This is a genomic window from Pseudomonas sp. Colony2 (assembly GCF_019382755.1).
Classification (GTDB): domain Bacteria; phylum Pseudomonadota; class Gammaproteobacteria; order Pseudomonadales; family Pseudomonadaceae; genus Aquipseudomonas.
The window spans coordinates 6,519,191-6,536,313 of the sequence record NZ_CP080030.1 but is presented as its reverse complement, the minus strand read 5'-3'; the positions used below and the strand labels follow the sequence as shown (position 1 = coordinate 6,536,313).

General features: G+C 62.0%; 15 protein-coding genes. 7 read left to right on the top strand and 8 right to left on the bottom strand.

The features are described 5' to 3' along the window. Positions 1-201 precede the first annotated feature (201 nt). The 7 genes from glpE to JV201_RS26660 all read right to left on the bottom strand — a co-directional run bounded on the left by glpE (position 202) and on the right by JV201_RS26660 (position 7,832). Complete coding sequence (gene glpE, locus JV201_RS26690; RefSeq protein WP_008434417.1) at positions 202-531, bottom strand: thiosulfate sulfurtransferase GlpE; 330 nt, start codon at positions 529-531, stop codon at positions 202-204. Positions 532-564: 33 nt separating this feature from the next. Further along, the gene (locus tag JV201_RS26685; RefSeq protein WP_003210997.1) at positions 565-1,416 is read right to left on the bottom strand and encodes a symmetrical bis(5'-nucleosyl)-tetraphosphatase; all 852 of its coding nucleotides are present in this window, start codon (positions 1,414-1,416) and stop codon (positions 565-567) included. Next, entirely contained in the window at positions 1,416-1,796 is a 381-nt protein-coding gene (apaG, locus tag JV201_RS26680; protein ID WP_003210996.1) for a Co2+/Mg2+ efflux protein ApaG, read from the bottom strand. The genes JV201_RS26685 and apaG overlap by 1 nt, the downstream gene beginning before the upstream one ends. A 124-nt stretch (positions 1,797-1,920) precedes the next feature. Then, positions 1,921-2,733: a 16S rRNA (adenine(1518)-N(6)/adenine(1519)-N(6))-dimethyltransferase RsmA gene (gene rsmA / locus JV201_RS26675; protein ID WP_003210994.1), complete on the bottom strand. Its 813-nt coding sequence runs from the start codon at positions 2,731-2,733 to the stop codon at positions 1,921-1,923. Beyond that, positions 2,730-3,719: a 4-hydroxythreonine-4-phosphate dehydrogenase PdxA gene (gene pdxA, locus JV201_RS26670; RefSeq protein WP_003210992.1), complete on the bottom strand. Its 990-nt coding sequence runs from the start codon at positions 3,717-3,719 to the stop codon at positions 2,730-2,732. The genes rsmA and pdxA overlap by 4 nt, the downstream gene beginning before the upstream one ends. Beyond that, entirely contained in the window at positions 3,716-5,053 is a 1,338-nt protein-coding gene (locus JV201_RS26665; protein ID WP_003210991.1) for a peptidylprolyl isomerase, read from the bottom strand. The genes pdxA and JV201_RS26665 overlap by 4 nt, the downstream gene beginning before the upstream one ends. Continuing rightward, a complete protein-coding gene (locus tag JV201_RS26660) occupies positions 5,034-7,832 on the bottom strand; it encodes an LPS-assembly protein LptD (RefSeq protein ID WP_102604411.1) in 2,799 nt (932 codons plus the stop codon). Before JV201_RS26660 ends, JV201_RS26665 begins: the two co-directional genes overlap by 20 nt. A 130-nt stretch (positions 7,833-7,962) precedes the next feature. Between JV201_RS26660 and JV201_RS26655 the strand changes: the two genes are divergently transcribed. The 3 genes from JV201_RS26655 to JV201_RS26645 are packed head-to-tail and all read left to right on the top strand — an operon-like array spanning position 7,963 to position 10,422. Then, positions 7,963-8,982, top strand: coding sequence for an aminoglycoside phosphotransferase family protein (locus tag JV201_RS26655; protein WP_219406217.1), 1,020 nt, complete (start codon positions 7,963-7,965; stop codon positions 8,980-8,982). Further along, on the top strand, positions 8,979-9,653 hold the full coding sequence (murU, locus tag JV201_RS26650) for an N-acetylmuramate alpha-1-phosphate uridylyltransferase MurU (RefSeq protein ID WP_219406216.1): 675 nt from the start codon (positions 8,979-8,981) through the stop codon (positions 9,651-9,653). Before JV201_RS26655 ends, murU begins: the two co-directional genes overlap by 4 nt. 1 nt (position 9,654) lies before the next feature. Further along, complete coding sequence (locus JV201_RS26645) at positions 9,655-10,422, top strand: TerB family tellurite resistance protein (RefSeq protein WP_003210983.1); 768 nt, start codon at positions 9,655-9,657, stop codon at positions 10,420-10,422. A 181-nt stretch (positions 10,423-10,603) separates the two neighbouring features. Here JV201_RS26645 and JV201_RS26640 read toward each other — a convergent pair whose 3' ends face one another. Continuing rightward, on the bottom strand, positions 10,604-11,578 hold the full coding sequence (locus JV201_RS26640) for an alpha/beta hydrolase family protein (RefSeq protein WP_219406215.1): 975 nt from the start codon (positions 11,576-11,578) through the stop codon (positions 10,604-10,606). A gap of 77 nt (positions 11,579-11,655) precedes the next feature. Here JV201_RS26640 and JV201_RS26635 point away from each other — a divergent pair, with 77 nt between their 5' ends. The 4 genes from JV201_RS26635 to JV201_RS26620 all read left to right on the top strand — a co-directional run bounded on the left by JV201_RS26635 (position 11,656) and on the right by JV201_RS26620 (position 17,121). Beyond that, entirely contained in the window at positions 11,656-14,043 is a 2,388-nt protein-coding gene (locus tag JV201_RS26635; protein ID WP_219406214.1) for a PAS domain S-box protein, read from the top strand. 25 nt (positions 14,044-14,068) lie between these two features. Beyond that, the gene (locus JV201_RS26630; RefSeq protein WP_003210977.1) at positions 14,069-14,698 is read left to right on the top strand and encodes a response regulator transcription factor; all 630 of its coding nucleotides are present in this window, start codon (positions 14,069-14,071) and stop codon (positions 14,696-14,698) included. Positions 14,699-14,924: 226 nt separating this feature from the next. After that, positions 14,925-16,037 carry an ABC transporter ATP-binding protein gene (locus JV201_RS26625; RefSeq protein ID WP_003210974.1) on the top strand — a complete coding sequence of 371 codons (1,113 nt, stop codon included), beginning with the start codon at positions 14,925-14,927 and terminating at the stop codon, positions 16,035-16,037. A 43-nt stretch (positions 16,038-16,080) separates the two neighbouring features. After that, positions 16,081-17,121, top strand: coding sequence for an ABC transporter substrate-binding protein (locus JV201_RS26620; RefSeq protein WP_010167251.1), 1,041 nt, complete (start codon positions 16,081-16,083; stop codon positions 17,119-17,121). Positions 17,122-17,123 lie beyond the last annotated feature (2 nt).

Sequence of the window (17,123 nt, the reverse complement as noted above, 5' to 3'; positions counted from 1 at the left end):
TTTTCCCCCCAGAACACCCTGAAACGCTACCGATGACCCGCACGCCGGTGTACCGGCTCTCCCCTGTTTTGGATGGCCTGCGCTTAAGGATAGTTCGGAATCCGGGAGGTCAAGGCGCGATACGAAATTAGTTTGGCCGCGCCGTTCGTCAGAAACGGCGCGAGGCCAAGCGTCACGCGGGATAGCGGGGTTTGAAAAAAATTATTGCGCGTCGCCTGCGGCAATTTCTGCAGGATAGGTCGCACGCCATAGCTCAAAGCCACCGTCGAGGCTATAGACATCGGAGAAGCCCTGGCTCACCAGGTAGGCGGCGGCGCTTTGGCTGGAGTTGCCGTGGTAGCACGCGACGATGACCGGCGCGTCGAGGTCGGCGGCGCGGATGAAGTCGGCGATGTTGTGGTTGTCCAGGTGCTGGGCACCACTGATGTGGGCAGCGTTGTAGGTCGGCTGGTCGCGGATGTCGACAACCACCGCGCCTTGCTCGCGCAGGGCCTGGGCTTGCTCGGGAGGGATACGTTTGAATTCAGTCATGGCGGGCTCCTTTGGCCTGTATGAAAGCGCGGCTCAGCGCTTTGCCGCGGCCTGCAGTTGTTCGGGAACGGGGGAGTCGCACTGGCAGCTCGAGCGCTCGCCGGTGTCGATGTTCATCAGGGTCATGGCGCCGCCCCATACGCAGCCGGTGTCGAGGGCGAACACGCCAGGTTCATCACACTTGCCTTCCAGGGCTGCCCAGTGGCCGAAGATGATCTTCGTTTCACGGGTCTTGCGCTCCTTGTGGGCGAACCAGGGCTTGTAGCCGGGGAGGGCGGTGTCGGCGCCTTCCTTGCTCTTGAGGTCCAGCTTGCCTTCGGCGGTGCAGAAACGCATGCGGGTGAAGTAGTTGGTGATCACCCGCAGCCGCGCGACGCCGGTCAGTTCGTTGTCCCACTTAACGGGTTCGTTGCCGTACATGCCATCCAGGTAAGCGGTGTACAGGTTGTCATCGGCCAGGGCTGCTTCGACTTCACTCGCGCACTTGAGGGCTTTCTTCAGCGTCCACTGGGGTGGAATGCCGGCATGCACCAAGGCGGTGTCGCGGCTCTCGTCGTAGTGCATGAGTTTTTGCCGGCGCAGCCAGTCAAGCAGCTCGGTGCGATCCGGCGCTTCGAGGATTTCCCGCAGGGTATCGCCCTTTTTCAGGCGCTCGATGTTATTGCCGGCGGCCAGCAAGTGCAGGTCATGGTTGCCCAGTACGCACACCAGGGAGTCGCGCATGCCATAAAGGAAGCGCAGGGTTTCCAGGGATTGCGGGCCACGGTTGACCAGGTCGCCCACCAGCCACAGGCGATCCTTGGCCGGGTCAAAGGCCACACGCTCGAGCAGGCACTTGAGCGGTTCCAGGCAGCCTTGCAGGTCGCCGACGGCATACGTCGCCATCAGTGCAGGGCTCCAGGCACCGCGAGGCGGAACGGGGCGATGATGGCGTCGAAGTGTTTGCCGTCGTCGGCGAGCATCTGGTAGCTGCCTTGCATGTTGCCGACGCGGGAGGTCATGACAGTGCCGCTGCTGTAGGTGTGGCTCTTGCCTGGGGCGATCAGCGGTTGTTGGCCGACCACGCCGGCGCCGCGGACTTCCTCGACCTGGCCGTCACCGTCGGTGATGACCCAGTGGCGCGACAGCAGCTTGGCAGGCAGCTCGCCGTTGTTTTGCACGGTAATGGTGTAGGCGAACGCAAAGCGGTTCTGCTCGGGTTGCGATTGTTCCGCCAGAAAGCGGGTGACGACGCTGACGTCGATCTGATAACGAGGATCGGACATGCAAGAGGCCTTAAAAGCAAAAGCGGGGGAACAGCGGATGCCGGTCAGTCTAGGCCCGTAGGCGCTGGCTTGCCAGCGATGGCGATCGTGAGTGCGCCATCGCCGGCAAGCCGGCGCCTACTATTTATTCAGCCACTGGCGCAGGCTGAATGGCGAGCTGGTCAGCCAGGCGCACGAAGGCGGCCAGGTCCAGCTGCTCGGGGCGCAGGCTGCCGTCGACGCCGGCGGCCTCGATTTCAGCGTTGCTGAGCAAGGCCTTCAGCGTATTGCGCAAGGTCTTGCGGCGCTGGTTGAAGGCTTCGCGCACCACGCGCTCCAGTAACTTGTGATCTTTGGCCGGGTGTGGCAACACCGCGTGAGGCACCAGGCGCACGATGGCGGAGTCGACTTTCGGCGGGGGGTTGAACGCGCCAGGTCCGACGTTGAACAGGTGCTCTACGCGGCAATGGTACTGAACCATGATCGACAGGCGACCCCAGTCACCGCCTCCAGGACCCGCTGCCAGGCGCTCGACCACTTCCTTTTGCAGCATGAAGTGCATGTCGCGGATGATGCCGGCGTTGTTCAGCAGGTGAAAAATCAGCGGGGTGGAGATGTTGTACGGCAGGTTGCCGACCACCCGCAGGCTGTTGGGCGCTGCATTGAGGCTGGTGAAGTCGAACTTCAGCGCATCACCCTGGTGCAGGTTGAAATTGGGCATGCCGGCGAACTGCTGGTTGAGGATCGGGATCAGGTCCTTGTCCAACTCAACCACGTCCAGCTGGCCGCCGCTTTTCAGCAGGCCTTGGGTCAGGGCGCCCTGGCCCGGGCCGATTTCCAGCAGGCGGTCTTCGGGCTTGGCATGGATGGAACGCAGGATGCGATCGATCACGCCAGCGTCGTGCAGGAAGTTTTGCCCGAAACGCTTGCGCGCCCGGTGTTGGTAATGCTCGGTCATATACGGGTCTCGGCCATCTGATAGGCGGTTTCCAGGGCCACGTGCAGGCTGCCGGTATCGATCTTGCCGCTGCCTGCGAGGTCCAGGGCGGTGCCATGGTCGACGGAGGTGCGGATGATCGGCAGGCCCAGTGTCACGTTGACCGCGGCGCCGAAGCCTTTGTACTTCAGCACGGGCAGGCCCTGGTCATGGTACATCGCCAGCACTGCGTCGCAGTGCTCCAGATATTTGGGGGTAAACAGAGTGTCGGCAGGCAATGGGCCGCGCAGGTCCATGCCTTCAAGGCGCAGACGCTCCAGGGTTGGTTCGATGATGTCGATTTCTTCATGGCCCAGGTGGCCACCTTCACCGGCGTGGGGGTTGAGCCCACAGACCAGGATGCGTGGTTGGGCGATGCCGAACTTCTGTTGCAGGTCGGCGTGCAGGATGCGTGTTACACGCTCCAGTCGCTCGGGGGTAATGGCGTCGGCAATCTCGCGCAGGGGCAAGTGAGTGGTCACCAGCGCCACCCGCAGGTCACCGGTTGCCAGCATCATCACCACTTGTTCGGTATGGGTCAGCTCAGCGAGGAATTCGGTATGCCCGGAAAAGGCGATGCCTGATTCGTTGATCACACCCTTGTGTACCGGGGCGGTGATCATCCCGGCAAAATCCCCGTCGATGCAGCCCTGGCCGGCACGGGTCAGGGTTTCCAGGACGAAGGCAGCGTTGGCCTTGTCCAGTTGCCCGGCCACGACCTTGGTCGCCAGCGGGGTATCCCATACGTACAGGCTGTTGGCCGGTGCCGGCAGATCAGGCCAGTTGCCCGGGCCCACCGGCAGCAGATCGACAACCACACCCAGCTGCGCGGCCCGCTCAATGAGCAGGTCGCGGCTGGTAATGGCAATCAGGGGGTGTGGCTGGGGGTGCGAGGCGAGCAGCAGGCACAGGTCAGGACCAATGCCGGCCGGCTCGCCGGGTGTCAGTGCGAAACGCTTGGGTGTCACTGGGCTGCCTGGTCGGTGCCTGTTTGGTCGGCACCAGGAAGCTTGTTCTCTACGTAGGCTTCGTCACGGATCTGACGCAACCAGGTTTGCAGCTCTTCGTCGTATTTGCGGTTACGCAGTACGGTCAGGGCTTGCTGCTCGCGGGCCTGGGTGGTGTTGTCAGTGGCGCGACGGCCAAGGACTTCCAGCACATGCCAGCCGTATTGGGTCTTGAACGGCTTGGACAGAACGCCTTGCGGGGTCTTGGCCATGACGTCCTGGAACTCTGGAACCAGTGCCTTCGGATCGATCCAGTTCAGATCGCCGCCGTTAAGCGCCGAACCCGGGTCTTCGGAATAGCTCTTCGCCAATTCGCCGAAGTCTTCGCCCGCTTCGATGCGGTCATAGAGCTTCTGGGCCAGTTCCTTGGTTTGGGCTTCGGTACGGATCTCGCTTGGCTTGACCAGGATGTGACGAACGTGAACTTCGTCCTTCATCTGCGCTTCTTCGCCACCGCGCTTGCCGAGCAACTTGAGGATGATGAAACCGCCAGGCGTACGGGCAGGCTGGGTGATGCCACCGACTTCCATGGCACTCAGCTCGCGGTCGAACGGTGGTGGCAGTTGCGCGGCTTTACGCCAGCCCATGTCACCGCCTTCGAGGGCGTTGTCGCTGCCGGACTGGGCAATGGCCATCTGGGCAAAGTCGGCACCTTGCTTGAGACGGTCATAGATAGCCTGGGTTTTCGCTGCGGCAGCATTGAGCTGTTCAGCGTTGGCGCTGTCTGGCGTAGGCACCAGGATGTTCGCCAGGTGCAGTTCTTCGGAAAGCTGCATCTTGCCAAGGTCGGAGGCGAGGAAGTTCTTCACTTCCTGCTCGGACACCTGAATCCGTTCGGCCACGCGACGCTGACGTACACGGCTGATGATCATTTCCCGGCGAATCTGGTCACGGGCGTCCTCATAGGACAGGCCGTCGTGAGCCAGGGCTGCGCGGAACTGATCAACACTCATGTTGTTGCGCTGGGCGATGGTGCCGACAGCCTGGTTCAATTCTTCGTCGCTGATACGGATACCGGAGCGATCGCCGATCTGCAGTTGCAGGTTTTCAACGATCAGGCGTTCAAGCACCTGCTGGTCCAGCACGCTGGTCGGCGGTACGCCGCCGCCACGCTTGGCGATGGTTTGCTGAACTTCCTTGACCCGTTGGTCCAGTTGGCTCTGCATGATCACGTCGTTATCGACGATGGCCACTACCTTGTCCAGCGGTTGAACCGCAGCGTGAGCTGCGGCGGTACCCAGGAACAGCGCGCCCAGCATCAGCGGGCGCAGACAATCAGAAAGCTTGGTCTTCACGTTCACGATAACCTTCAATGCCTTTGTCGAGGAAGCTCTCTACCTTGGCGCCGGTCAGGCCGCCGAGTCCTTTGAGGACAACTTGGAAGAAGAGCCCGTGGTCACCCTTTTCGTTCAGCGGGGCAGCCTGGGTGTATTCGTCGTTGGAGACCCAGTAACGGTTGATCACACGCAGTTTCCAACAGCAGTTGTCGTACTCGAAACCACCAAAGGCTTCCAGGGTGCGGTTGCGGGCATAGTCATACTGCCAGCGGGTGATCAGGTTCCACTGCGGAATGATCGGCCACATCATCGAGAAGTCGTGTTGCTGGATTTTGTAGTAATCCTTCACGAAGTTGTCGGTGCCCGGAGTGCCATAGTCGCCGCCGAACTGCCACTTGCCGGTCGACTGGTTGTAGACGACCTGGTCATTGCGATAGCGGTAGCCGACGTTGATAACCTTGTTCGGGTTGTCTTCCGGCTGATAGTGGAACATCGCGCTGCCGGAGCGTGGGCTGTGGCTGTCGGTGTCCCAGTTATAGTCTGCAGTAGCGCGCCAGTCGCGGTTGAAGCGGAACTCGTAATCCAGTGCGATAGGCGAGACGTTCGAATGCGCATCGTCGCGGGTCTTGGCATCAATACCTGGCAACTGGACTTCGCGATCCTTGAAGTACAGGGCCTGGCCGATGGAGACGCGTTGACGCTCGAAACCGTTGTCCTGAATCCAGCGGCTGGTCACGCCGAGGGACAGTTTGTTCTCGTCGCCGATACGGTCGCTTCCGACGAAGCGGTTGTCGCGGAACAGCGATGAGTAGTTAAACGTTGTCTCGCTGGTGTCGAATACCGGAATGTCGGTTTGATCTTTCTCAGGTACATAGAGGTAGAACAAGCGTGGTTCCAGGGTTTGGCGATAGTTGTCGCCGAACCATTGGGTATTGCGGTCAAAGTAAAGGCCGCTATCGATACTGGCAATCGGTACTGCACGGTCCTCAGAGCTTTTGAAGCTCTCGCCAAGCGAGGAGGAGCCAAGGCGATTGGTGACCAGGTCATTCTTGCCGATGCTGTCCAAGTCCAGATCGTACTTGGTGTAAACGTACTTCAATTTCGGCGTGATGAAACCGTAGGTCCAGTTCAGTGGCAGCGAGACGCTAGGTGCCAGGTTCAGGCGGTTACCGTTCGCACGGTTCAGGCCGGCTACGTTTTTATCGAGTCGGTCAGATGTAAGGCCGTCCTCGTCGGTAAACGTGCCGTTCTCAAGGTCTCGTTCGAACCTGACTGCCTCAGTCTCGTAGGCAAACTCCAGACCGGCTGGATGATATGGCAGCGTGCCGTTGAACGTGAGCTGGGGCAGCCTGTTGTAAGGCGTAATATTGGAGATAGTCGCCAGCTGATAAGCTTGGACGTTCAATCGCGCCGTATAGCTGTCGCCGCGATAGCTTACGGAACCCTGTTGGTTGACGTATTCCTGGCTCTGAACGCCAATCTGGTACGACTTCAGGTCCTGGAAGTAATACGGGTCGCTGATCTTGGTGTAGTCGACCTGTGTCAGCAGGCGTGAATCCAGACCGCCCTTGTGCTGCCAGTTGAGCATGTAGCGGGTTTTTTCGTAGTCGGTCTGGTTTTTGCGCTCGTCGTTATCATCGTTCAGGTACGCGCCGCCGAACTGGCCTTCGCTGGACTTGGTGAGGTAGCGGAATTCGCCTTCCATCAACAGGCCGCGCTTGGTCATGTATTGCGGGTACAACGTGGCGTCGTAGTTCGGCGCCAGGTTGAAGTAGTACGGCGTAACCAGGGTAAAGCCAGTCTCGCTACCGGTGCTGAAGCTCGGCGGCAGGAAGCCGGATTGACGACGGTTGTCGATCGGGAAATAGATATACGGGGTGTAAAGGATCGGAATGTCCTTGACCCGCAACGTCACGTTGGTCGCGGTACCGAAACCGGTGGCCGGGTTGAGCGTGATGTTGTTGCCCTTGAGCTGCCAGGCGTTGCTGTTCGGCTCGCAGGTGGTGTACGTACCGTCCTTGAGACGGATGATCGCGTTCTCGGCACGCTTGGCGTACAGCGCGTTACCGCGGATGCGCGATTTGTGCATCACGTATTCGGCGTTGTCGACCTTGGCGGCGCCGGTGTCCAGCTGGACTTCAGCGTGGTCGCCCACCAGCAGGGCACCGTTGTCGCGCAGACGGACGTTGCCGTTCAGCTCGCCACGGTTCTCGGCCTGGTACAGGTTGGCCTCGTCGGCCTCGACCTGCATGCTGCCCTGGCGCATGACGACGTCACCGGCCAGGGAAGCAACTTGTTGTTCCTGCTCGTAACGAGAGACCTTGGCGCCGATGAAGGTCGGCGCGTCGCTCTTGTTCGTCTTGTCGTTCATGCCAGGACGGATCGGCTCGATGTACGCGCCGGAGCAGTACGGGCCGGTTTCGGCCAGTTGTGCGGCGGTGAGCTTCTCGCGAGGGACCCAGTCCAGGTGGCTGTAGTCGGCGCTGCGCGAACGCAGGCCGCGGCCCTTGGCTTCGGTGACCAGAGCGGTCTGCGGCACGGCCTCGGCGGTGCCGCCGGACTCGCCTTGCGGCGTGCCACTGGCAGAGCTGACGGCACTGCCGTCATGCACCGGGCGCGGTGGCAGCGGGGCTGCGGCCGTTTTCGGCGCGCAATCCCAGGCACCCGAAGCAGAGACTGAGCAGTCATACTGTTCCGCGGCGACCACGAATGAGGTGGCGAAAGGTTGCATGGCCAGCAGACTGCCGGTTACCAGCAACGGAAATTTTCTACGAAACGCGGGGGATTTCAATGCCATCTTATTAGTCCGGGCTTCCTGCGTGCCATCTGCCCGCGGTGTGGGCCGCACGCCTCTCGATGGTCTGAAAAAGATGCGTGATAATAAAGCATGACCCGCTTGACGGCTAGCGCCGTCGGAGACCCTTGTAATGCCCGACCAAGATCTACGTTTGCAACAGCTGAAAGTCTGGCTTGATGAGCAATTGCCAGGCCTCTTTACCACCCAGGGCTGGGGTGTCGTACCCCCGGCCACGTTGACTGCGGCCAGCAGTGACGCGAGTTTCAGGCGTTACTTCCGGTGGGAGGGAGGAGGTCGCAGTTTTGTCGTGATGGACGCTCCCCCCCCCCAGGAAAACTGCAAACCTTTCGTCGATATCGCTCATTTACTCGGTCAATCGGGAATAAATGTTCCGAAAATTTATGCGCAAGATCTGCTTCGCGGCTTTCTTTTGCTGAACGACCTGGGGAAAAAAACCTATCTGGACGTGATTACGGCTGAAAATGCCGATCAATTGTTCGCCGATGCCATCGACGCATTGCTGGCTTTCCAGCAATTGCCGATGGAAGCCTCGTTGCCCAGTTATGACGTCGCGCTGTTGCGTCGGGAGCTGGAATTGTTTCCTGAATGGTACGTTCGCCGGGAGCTGGGCATCGAGTTTGACGCCCGGCAGCTTGGCCTGTGGCAACGCGTCAGCGAACACCTGATTGACAGCGCCCTGGCCCAGCCCAAGGTCCTGGTGCATCGCGACTATATGCCGCGCAACCTGATGATCAGCGAGCCGAATCCCGGCGTGCTGGACTTCCAGGACGCAGTCTACGGCCCGGTGACCTACGACATCACGTGCCTGTTCAAGGACGCCTTTCTCAGTTGGCCGCAGGCCCGCGTGCGGGAATGGCAGCGCGGCTACTGGCAACGCGCCGGCGCGCTGGGTATCCCGGTGCAGGCGGACTTCGAGGAGTTCCTGCGGGCCAGCGACCTGATGGGCGTGCAGCGTCACCTCAAGGTGATCGGCATCTTTGCGCGCATCTGCCACCGCGATGGCAAGCCGCGCTACCTGGCGGACGTGCCGCGCTTCTTCGCTTATATAGAGGCGGTGCTCGCGGACCGACCAGAATTGAGCGAACTGGGTGAATTGCTGGCGAGCCTGCGCGTCGAGGCGGTGGTATGAAGGCCATGATCCTGGCCGCCGGCAAAGGTGAGCGGATGCGCCCGCTGACCTTGCACACGCCCAAGCCGCTGATCCAGGCCGGCGGCAAGCGCCTGATCGAGTACCACCTCGAGGCGCTGGCGAAAGCGGGCTTTACCGATATCGTCATCAACCATGCGTGGCTCGGCCAGCAGATCGAAGGCTATCTGGGCGATGGCTCGCAGTACGGCGTACGCATCCACTACTCGGCCGAAGGCGAGCCGCTGGAAACCGGTGGCGGGATCTTCAAGGCCTTGCCGCTGTTGGGGGACGAACCGTTCCTGGTGGTCAATGGCGACATCTGGACCGACTACGACTTCGCCAGCCTCCACCAGCCACTGGATGGGCTGGCCCACCTGGTGATGGTCGACAACCCGCCGCACCATCCGTCCGGTGGTGATTTCTACCTGAAGGACGGCGCGCTTCATGATGCCGCCGCCGGTGCCGATAACCTGACCTTCAGTGGCATTTCCGTACTCCACCCCCAGCTGTTCGCGGGTTGCAGTGCGGGTGCCTTCAAGCTGGCGCCGCTGTTGCGTGACGCCATGGCGAAAGGGTTGGTGACGGGGGAACACATGAACGGACGCTGGATCGATGTCGGGACGCTGGAGCGTCTGGCGCAAGTCGAAACCCTGCTGACAGCGGGGCACTAGGATGTTGTGGCCAGGGACTCTGATCGGAGCCGGGGCGGGCTTTGCCATTGCCAGCATTCCGGGGGCCATGTTGGGCGCACTGCTGGGCCAGGCGCTGGACCGGCGCCTGGAACTGCAAAGCTGGGCCCAGTTACGCGAGCGCCTTGGCGGCCGGCCGGCGTTGCGCAATGACGAACTGCTGTTCGTGTTGCTCGGTCGCCTGGCCAAGAGCAACGGCCGGGTGGTGGACGGGCATATCCAGCAGGCGCGCCAGGAAATGCGCTCGCTGGACATGGCCGAGCCGGCCCAGCGCCGTGCGATTGCCGCGTTCAATCGAGGTAAATCCGGCTCGGACCGGGTACGCAGTTACCTGGGCGTGCTCAAGGCCCAGCCCCATGCGGCGGAAGGTGTGCTGCGTGCCTGTTGGCGCATGGCCTGGGCGGACGGCAAGGCCAGTACGGCCGAGCGCGAGTTGATTGAACAATGGGGCAAATGGCTGGGTTGGACGGTCCAGCAGATCCAGGCGCTGGCGGCTGACTATGAGCCGGAGCGCAAGCCGTTGGCCAATCGTGGCGGGGCTTATCAGGAGGCGTTGCGGATTCTGGGGGTGACGTCGACGACGGAGCCCGCGGTGATCAAGCGTGCCTACCGGCGCCTGCTCAGCCGGCACCACCCGGACAAGATTGCCGGCAGTGGCGCCAGTCCAGCCCAGGTGCGGGAGGCGACCGAACGTACCCGCGAGCTGCACAACGCCTACGCGCTGATTCGCGAAAGGCGAGACTTTCGCTAACAGAATTATCAGGCGCTGCTTTTTTATGGCGTAAACCGGATCAACTGTGGGAGTGGCGGTGCGACGATTCGACTTGCTCGCGAATGCGGTGGATCAGTAACAGATGCAGTGACTGACTCACCGCATTCGCGAGCAAGCCCGCTCCCACATTTTGTTCTCCAGTGTTTTTGAGATTATACGATCAGTCTCCGGGATTTTGCGGGCTCAACCACCCGCGAATCCGCCGGTACAGCTGCTCTTGTCCGGCCTGGCTGTTATCGGGGAAGGCCTTCAACGACACCTGCTTGTAGCTGTCATTCTTCAAACGCTTGCTGGCCTGGGAACGTTCCTGGGCCGCTTTGCGTGCCTGGGCGTTGTCCTGGTAGAAAAAGTCTGCCGTGGCCAGCTTCAGTTTCGGTGCCAGTTGTTGCAGGTCCGGGGCACGGCCCGCCGGGGTCTGCGCGGCCACCATGACAAATTTCTGCACCTGCGCCGGTTGTTTTTCACTCAGGTAACGCGCGGCCCACCAGGCGCCGGTGCCGTGGCCGAGCAATACGACGCTGCGGGCATTTTGGGTCTGGGCGAAGGCGAGGGCGGCGTCAATGCGCGCGAAGATTCGCGTGGCGTCGGTCTTGTCTTGTTCATCGGTGCCGGGAACCACGGCCGGGTCAGTGCCTTCCGCTTCGGCGCTGGCGGCTTGCTCCACGGGTTTGGCGACGGTGCTGGCGTCTTTGCTGCTGGTCTCCACGGTCGCCTTGGGCGATTCGATGACGCGGGGTGGCAAGGTGTCCAGGGTCAGGTCCGGCAGCGACAAGCTCAGGGAGCCCCAGGAAGCGTCCGGCAATTTCTTGCGCAACGGCGCGATTGCTTGAGGCCAGTCAGCACTTTCGCCGTTGCCCGGGACGATAATCACCACGCCTTCAGGCTCACCGCTGTTGGCCGGCTTCCACAAAGCCAGGAAAGAATCGCTGCCTGCCTGCAACTGTTGTTGTTCCTGCTGCGGGATTTGTCGTTCCAGGGCGTTGGCTTCTTCCTGGCTGCGCTCCAGCAAGGGCTGGCGCACCACTGGCTTTTCCGGGGCGGGAGCGGGAGTGTCGGCGGCCTCGACACAAAAGGCGCTGGTAAACAGCAGCGACAGGCACAATGCTGGCAGTGCCGAGCGGTGGGAAAGTGGCATCGTTGATTTCCGGCCAGAAGTGATTCCGGCAGCCTAATGGGTTGGTCAGTATTTGTCAGTGATATGAGACGTGGATCATGGGTTTTCGCTACCTGCTGGTTATCGGCTGTATATGCTTTCCCTTGATCGCGGGCGCCGTGCCTGCGCCTGCCACTCACCAGGCGCAGCTCGATGCCGGCCAGCGCGAATGGCTCGAACAGCATCCCGACCTGCGGGTCGGGCTGGTGTTACAGGCGCCTTATGCCCAATACGATCGGCGCTTGCAGCGGCTGTCCGGGGCCAATGTCGAATTGATGCAGTGGTTGGCCAAGGCGCTGAATATCGAACTGACCTGGCGCAACTTTCCCAATCAGGAGCAACTGGAGGCGGCGGTGCGTGACGGCGAGGTCGACCTCGCCCCCGGCCTGCTGCAAACCCCGGCCGGCCTGCGCCTGTGGTTATTCTCCGATCCGTATATGCGGGTGCCCCAGCACATTGTCGGGGTTCGTGATGGCAGCACCGCAGTCGACCTGGAGAAACTCGACGATCAATCCCGCGTCGCCGTGCGCATGCCCAGCGCAGTGGCGGATTACCTGCGCAGCACCTACCCGAGTCTCAACCTGCAAGGCGTGCCCATGGAGCGCCAGGCCCTGCAATTACTGGTGAGCCAGCAGGCGCGGTATGCGGTGGTGGATGAGGCGCAATTGAGCCGGTTGTCGGGCGAAACCGAGTTCGCCGGCCTTGCCGTGGTCGGCGATATCGGCCTGCCGCAATTGCTGCGGGTGGCCACGCGGCGCGACTGGCCCGAGCTGGCCGATATCATGCAAAGCGCCTTGCGCGCGATTCCCGCTCGTGATCTGGACCAGTTGCACAGCCGCTGGCTGCAGCCCAAATACCCACGGGTGACCGAGTCCCCCGGCTTCTGGCAAAACCTCACGTTGCTGCTGGGCCTGCTATTGCTCGCCAGCCTGGCCGTGGTGTTCTGGCAGCGCCGCCAGCAACGCGGCCTGGAGCATAATCTGCTGGCCGCCCGCGAAGAAAGCGCCGCCCGCGCCGCGGGTGCCGAAGCCTTGCGCCTGACCCAGTTCTCCATCGACCAAAGCACCGTCGGTATCCTCTGGGTCAATTGGGACAGCCATGTGCGCTACGCCAATCAGGCGGCGGAAACCATGCTCGGCTACGGCCCCGGCGCCCTGATCGAACGACCGCTGATCGAATTCGACCCGACGCTGACCATGGACCGCTGGCTCAACCTGTGGAAGCGCGCCCGGGCCAGCGAAGACGGGCCACAGAGTTTTGCCACCAATTGCCTGCGCGCCGATGGCAGCGTATTGCCAGCCGATGTGTCCCTGAGTTTCCTGCGCTTTGCCGACGGCGAATACCTGGTGGTCTACCTCAACGATGTCACCGAGCGTCGCCGGGCCCTCGCGGCCTTGCAGGAAAGTGAGGCGCGGCTGCAAGGGATCGCCGCCAATGTGCCGGGGCTGGTGTTTCGCCTGGAGCGCTTGCCGCGCAGCGAGGCGATCGAGTTCGCCTACATCAGCCAGGGCAGCGAGGGCCTGGTGGGGTACGCGCCGGAAGTGCTCAGCCATCCGGCCATGGGCATTCGCAGCCTGGTGCATCCCGACGACCGCGCCAGTTATCACCGCACCCAGGACCAGGCCATCGAGACCGAGAGCAACTGGGCCTGGCAGGGCCGCATCCTGACCCGCCTGGGCGAGCAGCGCTGGGCCGATATCAAGGCCGTGACCCGGCGCCTGGAAGACGGCGCCGTGGTTTGGGACGGAATTGTCTGGGACATCAGCGAGAGCAAGCGCATCGAGCTGGAGCTGGACGCGTCCCGCGCGCAATTGCGGGAATTGTCGGCCCACCTGGAAACCGTGCGCGAGGAAGAGAAGGCCCGCATCGCCCGGGAAGTGCACGACGAGTTGGGGCAGATGCTCACCGTGCTCAAGCTGGAGACCTCGATGTGCGAGCTGACCTACGCCCAACTGGATCCCGGCCTGCACGAGCGGCTGAACAGCATGAAGCGCCTGATCGCCCAACTGTTCCAACTGGTGCGCGACGTGGCTACTGCCCTGCGCCCGCCGATTCTCGACGCCGGGATTGCCTCGGCAATCGAATGGCAAGCCCGGCGTTTCGAGGCCCGCACGCAGATTCCGTGCCTGGTGCAGGTGCCGGATAATCTGCCGGCGCTGAGCGACGCCAAGGCCATCGGCCTGTTCCGCATCCTGCAAGAGGCACTGACCAATGTGATGCGCCATGCCCAGGCGCATACTGTCGAGCTGACGCTGGTGGTGGAGGGCGCGCACTTGCGCCTGACCATCAGCGACGACGGTGCAGGTTTCGTCCAGGCTCCCGGGCGCCCGGTATCGTTTGGCCTGGTGGGCATGCGCGAGCGGGTGCTGATCATGGGCGGGCAGTTGAGCCTGGACAGCACATTGGGCGAAGGCACCACCCTGAGTGTGACGGTGCCGCTGGATTGATAACCAAAAGAAGAGGACATCCACAGTGATCCGTGTACTGGTAGCTGAAGACCACACCATCGTTCGCGAAGGCATCAAGCAACTGATCGGCCTGGCCAAGGACCTGCTGGTGGTGGGCGAGGCGAGCAATGGCGAGCAGTTGCTGGAGACTCTGCGCCACGTGCCTTGCGAGGTGGTGTTGCTGGACATCTCGATGCCTGGCGTCAACGGCCTGGAAGCCATCCCGCGGATCCGTGCGCTGAACAATCCCCCGGCGATCCTGGTGCTGTCGATGCACGACGAAGCGCAAATGGCCGCCCGTGCGCTGAAGGTCGGTGCCGCCGGCTATGCCACCAAGGACAGCGACCCGGCGCTGCTGCTGACCGCGATCCGCAAGGTCGCGGCGGGCGGACGGTACATCGACCCGGACCTGGCCGACCGCATGGTCTTCGAAGTCGGCCTCACCGATTCCCGCCCATTGCACTCGTTGTTGTCGGAGCGCGAGTTCTCGGTATTCGAGCGCCTGGCCCAGGGCGCCAACGTCAACGACATCGCCCAGCAGTTGGCGTTGAGCAGCAAAACCATCAGTACCCACAAGGCGCGCCTGATGCAAAAGCTCAATATCACCTCCCTGGCGGAACTGGTGAAGTACGCCATGGAGCACAAACTCCTATAGCGGCATACCTGTTTGCGACTGCCTGCCGAGCGCCGCGCTGCCCGGTCTTGCTGCTTGTAGCGTGGGGTTTGTAACTGCTCTGTTCTATCCCCGCCATCCGTGTAGGGCAATCCCTACCCCAAACCTTCCATCCTGCTGATGCCAATCTCTCCGGGCCCCCGATTTGCGCGGCCTTGCCCTGGGACTACGCTTGTTCCACGGCAGTCCAAAACAAAAAGGTGCGGGTATGAGCGAGGTGGATTCAAATGATGTGCTGGTCAGCTTTCGTGGCGTGCAGAAGAGCTACGACGGCGAGAACCTGATCGTCAAAGACCTCAACCTGGAGATTCGCAAGGGCGAGTTCCTGACCCTGCTCGGGCCGTCCGGGTCTGGCAAGACCACCAGCCTGATGATGCTCGCCGGTTTCGAAACCCCCACCGCCGGCGAGATCCAGCTGGCCGGCCGCTCCATCAACAAYGTKCCGCCSCACAARCGCGACATCGGCATGGTGTTCCAGAACTACGCGCTGTTCCCGCACATGACCGTCTCCGAGAACCTGGCGTTTCCGCTCTCTGTACGCGGCCTGAGCAAGACCGACATCAGCGAGCGGGTCAAGCGTGTACTGAGCATGGTCCAGCTCGATGCCTTCGCCCAGCGCTACCCGGCGCAACTCTCCGGTGGCCAGCAGCAGCGGGTGGCCCTGGCCCGGGCGCTGGTGTTCGAGCCACAGCTGGTGCTGATGGACGAACCCCTCGGCGCCCTCGACAAGCAACTGCGCGAACACATGCAGATGGAGATCAAGCACCTGCACCAGCGCCTCGGCGTGACGGTGGTGTACGTGACCCACGACCAGGGCGAAGCACTGACCATGTCCGACCGGGTGGCGGTGTTCCACCAGGGCGAGATCCAGCAGATCGCTGCCCCGCGTACCTTGTACGAAGAACCGAAAAACACCTTCGTCGCCAACTTCATCGGCGAGAACAACCGCCTCAATGGCCGCCTGCACAGCCACACCGGCGACCGCTGCGTGGTCGAACTGGCGCGCGGCGAAAAGGTCGAGGCGCTGGCGGTGAACGTCGGCCAGGTCGGCGGCCCGGTGACCCTGTCGGTGCGCCCCGAGCGCGTCAGCCTGAATGGCTCCAGTGAAAGCTGCGTCAACCGATTCTCCGGGCGCGTGGCCGAGTTCATCTACCTGGGCGACCACGTGCGGGTGCGCCTGGAAGTCTGCGGCAAGACCGATTTTTTTGTGAAACAACCGATCGCCGAGCTGGACACAGCCCTGGCGGTCGGCGACGTGGTACCGATTGGCTGGCAAGTCGAGCACGTTCGCGCACTCGACCCACTTCTAGAGGCGAATTGATCGCCCCCTTGCTTCACCAACCTCGCACGTGGAGAGAACAACAATGTTGAGATCCCTGAAATATTCCGCCCTGGCTCTGAGCTTGATGGGCGCGACACAGGCCATGGCAGGCCCTGATTTGACGGTGGTGTCCTTTGGTGGCGCGAACAAGGCGGCGCAGGTCAAGGCCTTCTATGCACCGTGGGAAAGCGCGGGCAACGGCAAGATCGTCGCCGGCGAATACAACGGTGAAATGGCCAAGGTCAAGGCCATGGTCGACACCAAGAGCGTGTCCTGGGACCTGGTGGAAGTGGAGTCGCCGGAACTGTCCCGTGGCTGTGACGAAGACATGTTCGAGCCCCTGGACCCGAAACTGTTCGGCAACCCGGGCGACTACGTGAAGGGCGCGATCCAGCCGTGCGGCGTGGGTTTCTTCGTGTGGTCCACGGTGCTGGCCTACAACGCCGACAAACTGAAAGCACCGCCAGGCGGCTGGGCCGATTTCTGGGACACCAAGAAATTCCCGGGCAAACGCGGCCTGCGCAAGGGCGCCAAGTACACCCTGGAATTCGCCTTGATGGCTGACGGTGTGGCGCCGAAGGATGTGTACAAGGTGCTGGCCGGCAAAGATGGCCAGGACCGTGCGTTCAAGAAGCTCGATGAGCTCAAGCCGTATATCCAGTGGTGGGAAGCGGGCGCCCAACCGCCGCAGTACCTCGCTTCTGGCGACGTGGTGATGAGTTCTGCCTACAACGGCCGGATCGCTGCCGTGCAGAAAGAAAGCAATTTGAAAGTGGTGTGGAACGGCGGGATCTACGATTTCGACGCCTGGGCCATTCCAAAAGGCCTGGCCAAGGACCGTGCTGACGCGGCGAAGAAGTTCATCGCCTTCTCGGTGCAGCCGCAGCAGCAGAAGACCTATTCGGAAAACATCGCCTACGGCCCGGCCAATACCCAGGCGGTACCGTTGCTGGCGAAGGACATCCTGAAGGATATGCCGACTACCCCGGAAAACATCGCCAACCAGGTGCAGATCGACGTGAGCTTCTGGGCGGATAACGGTGAGCAACTGGAGCAGCGCTTTAACGCGTGGGCGGCCAAGTAACC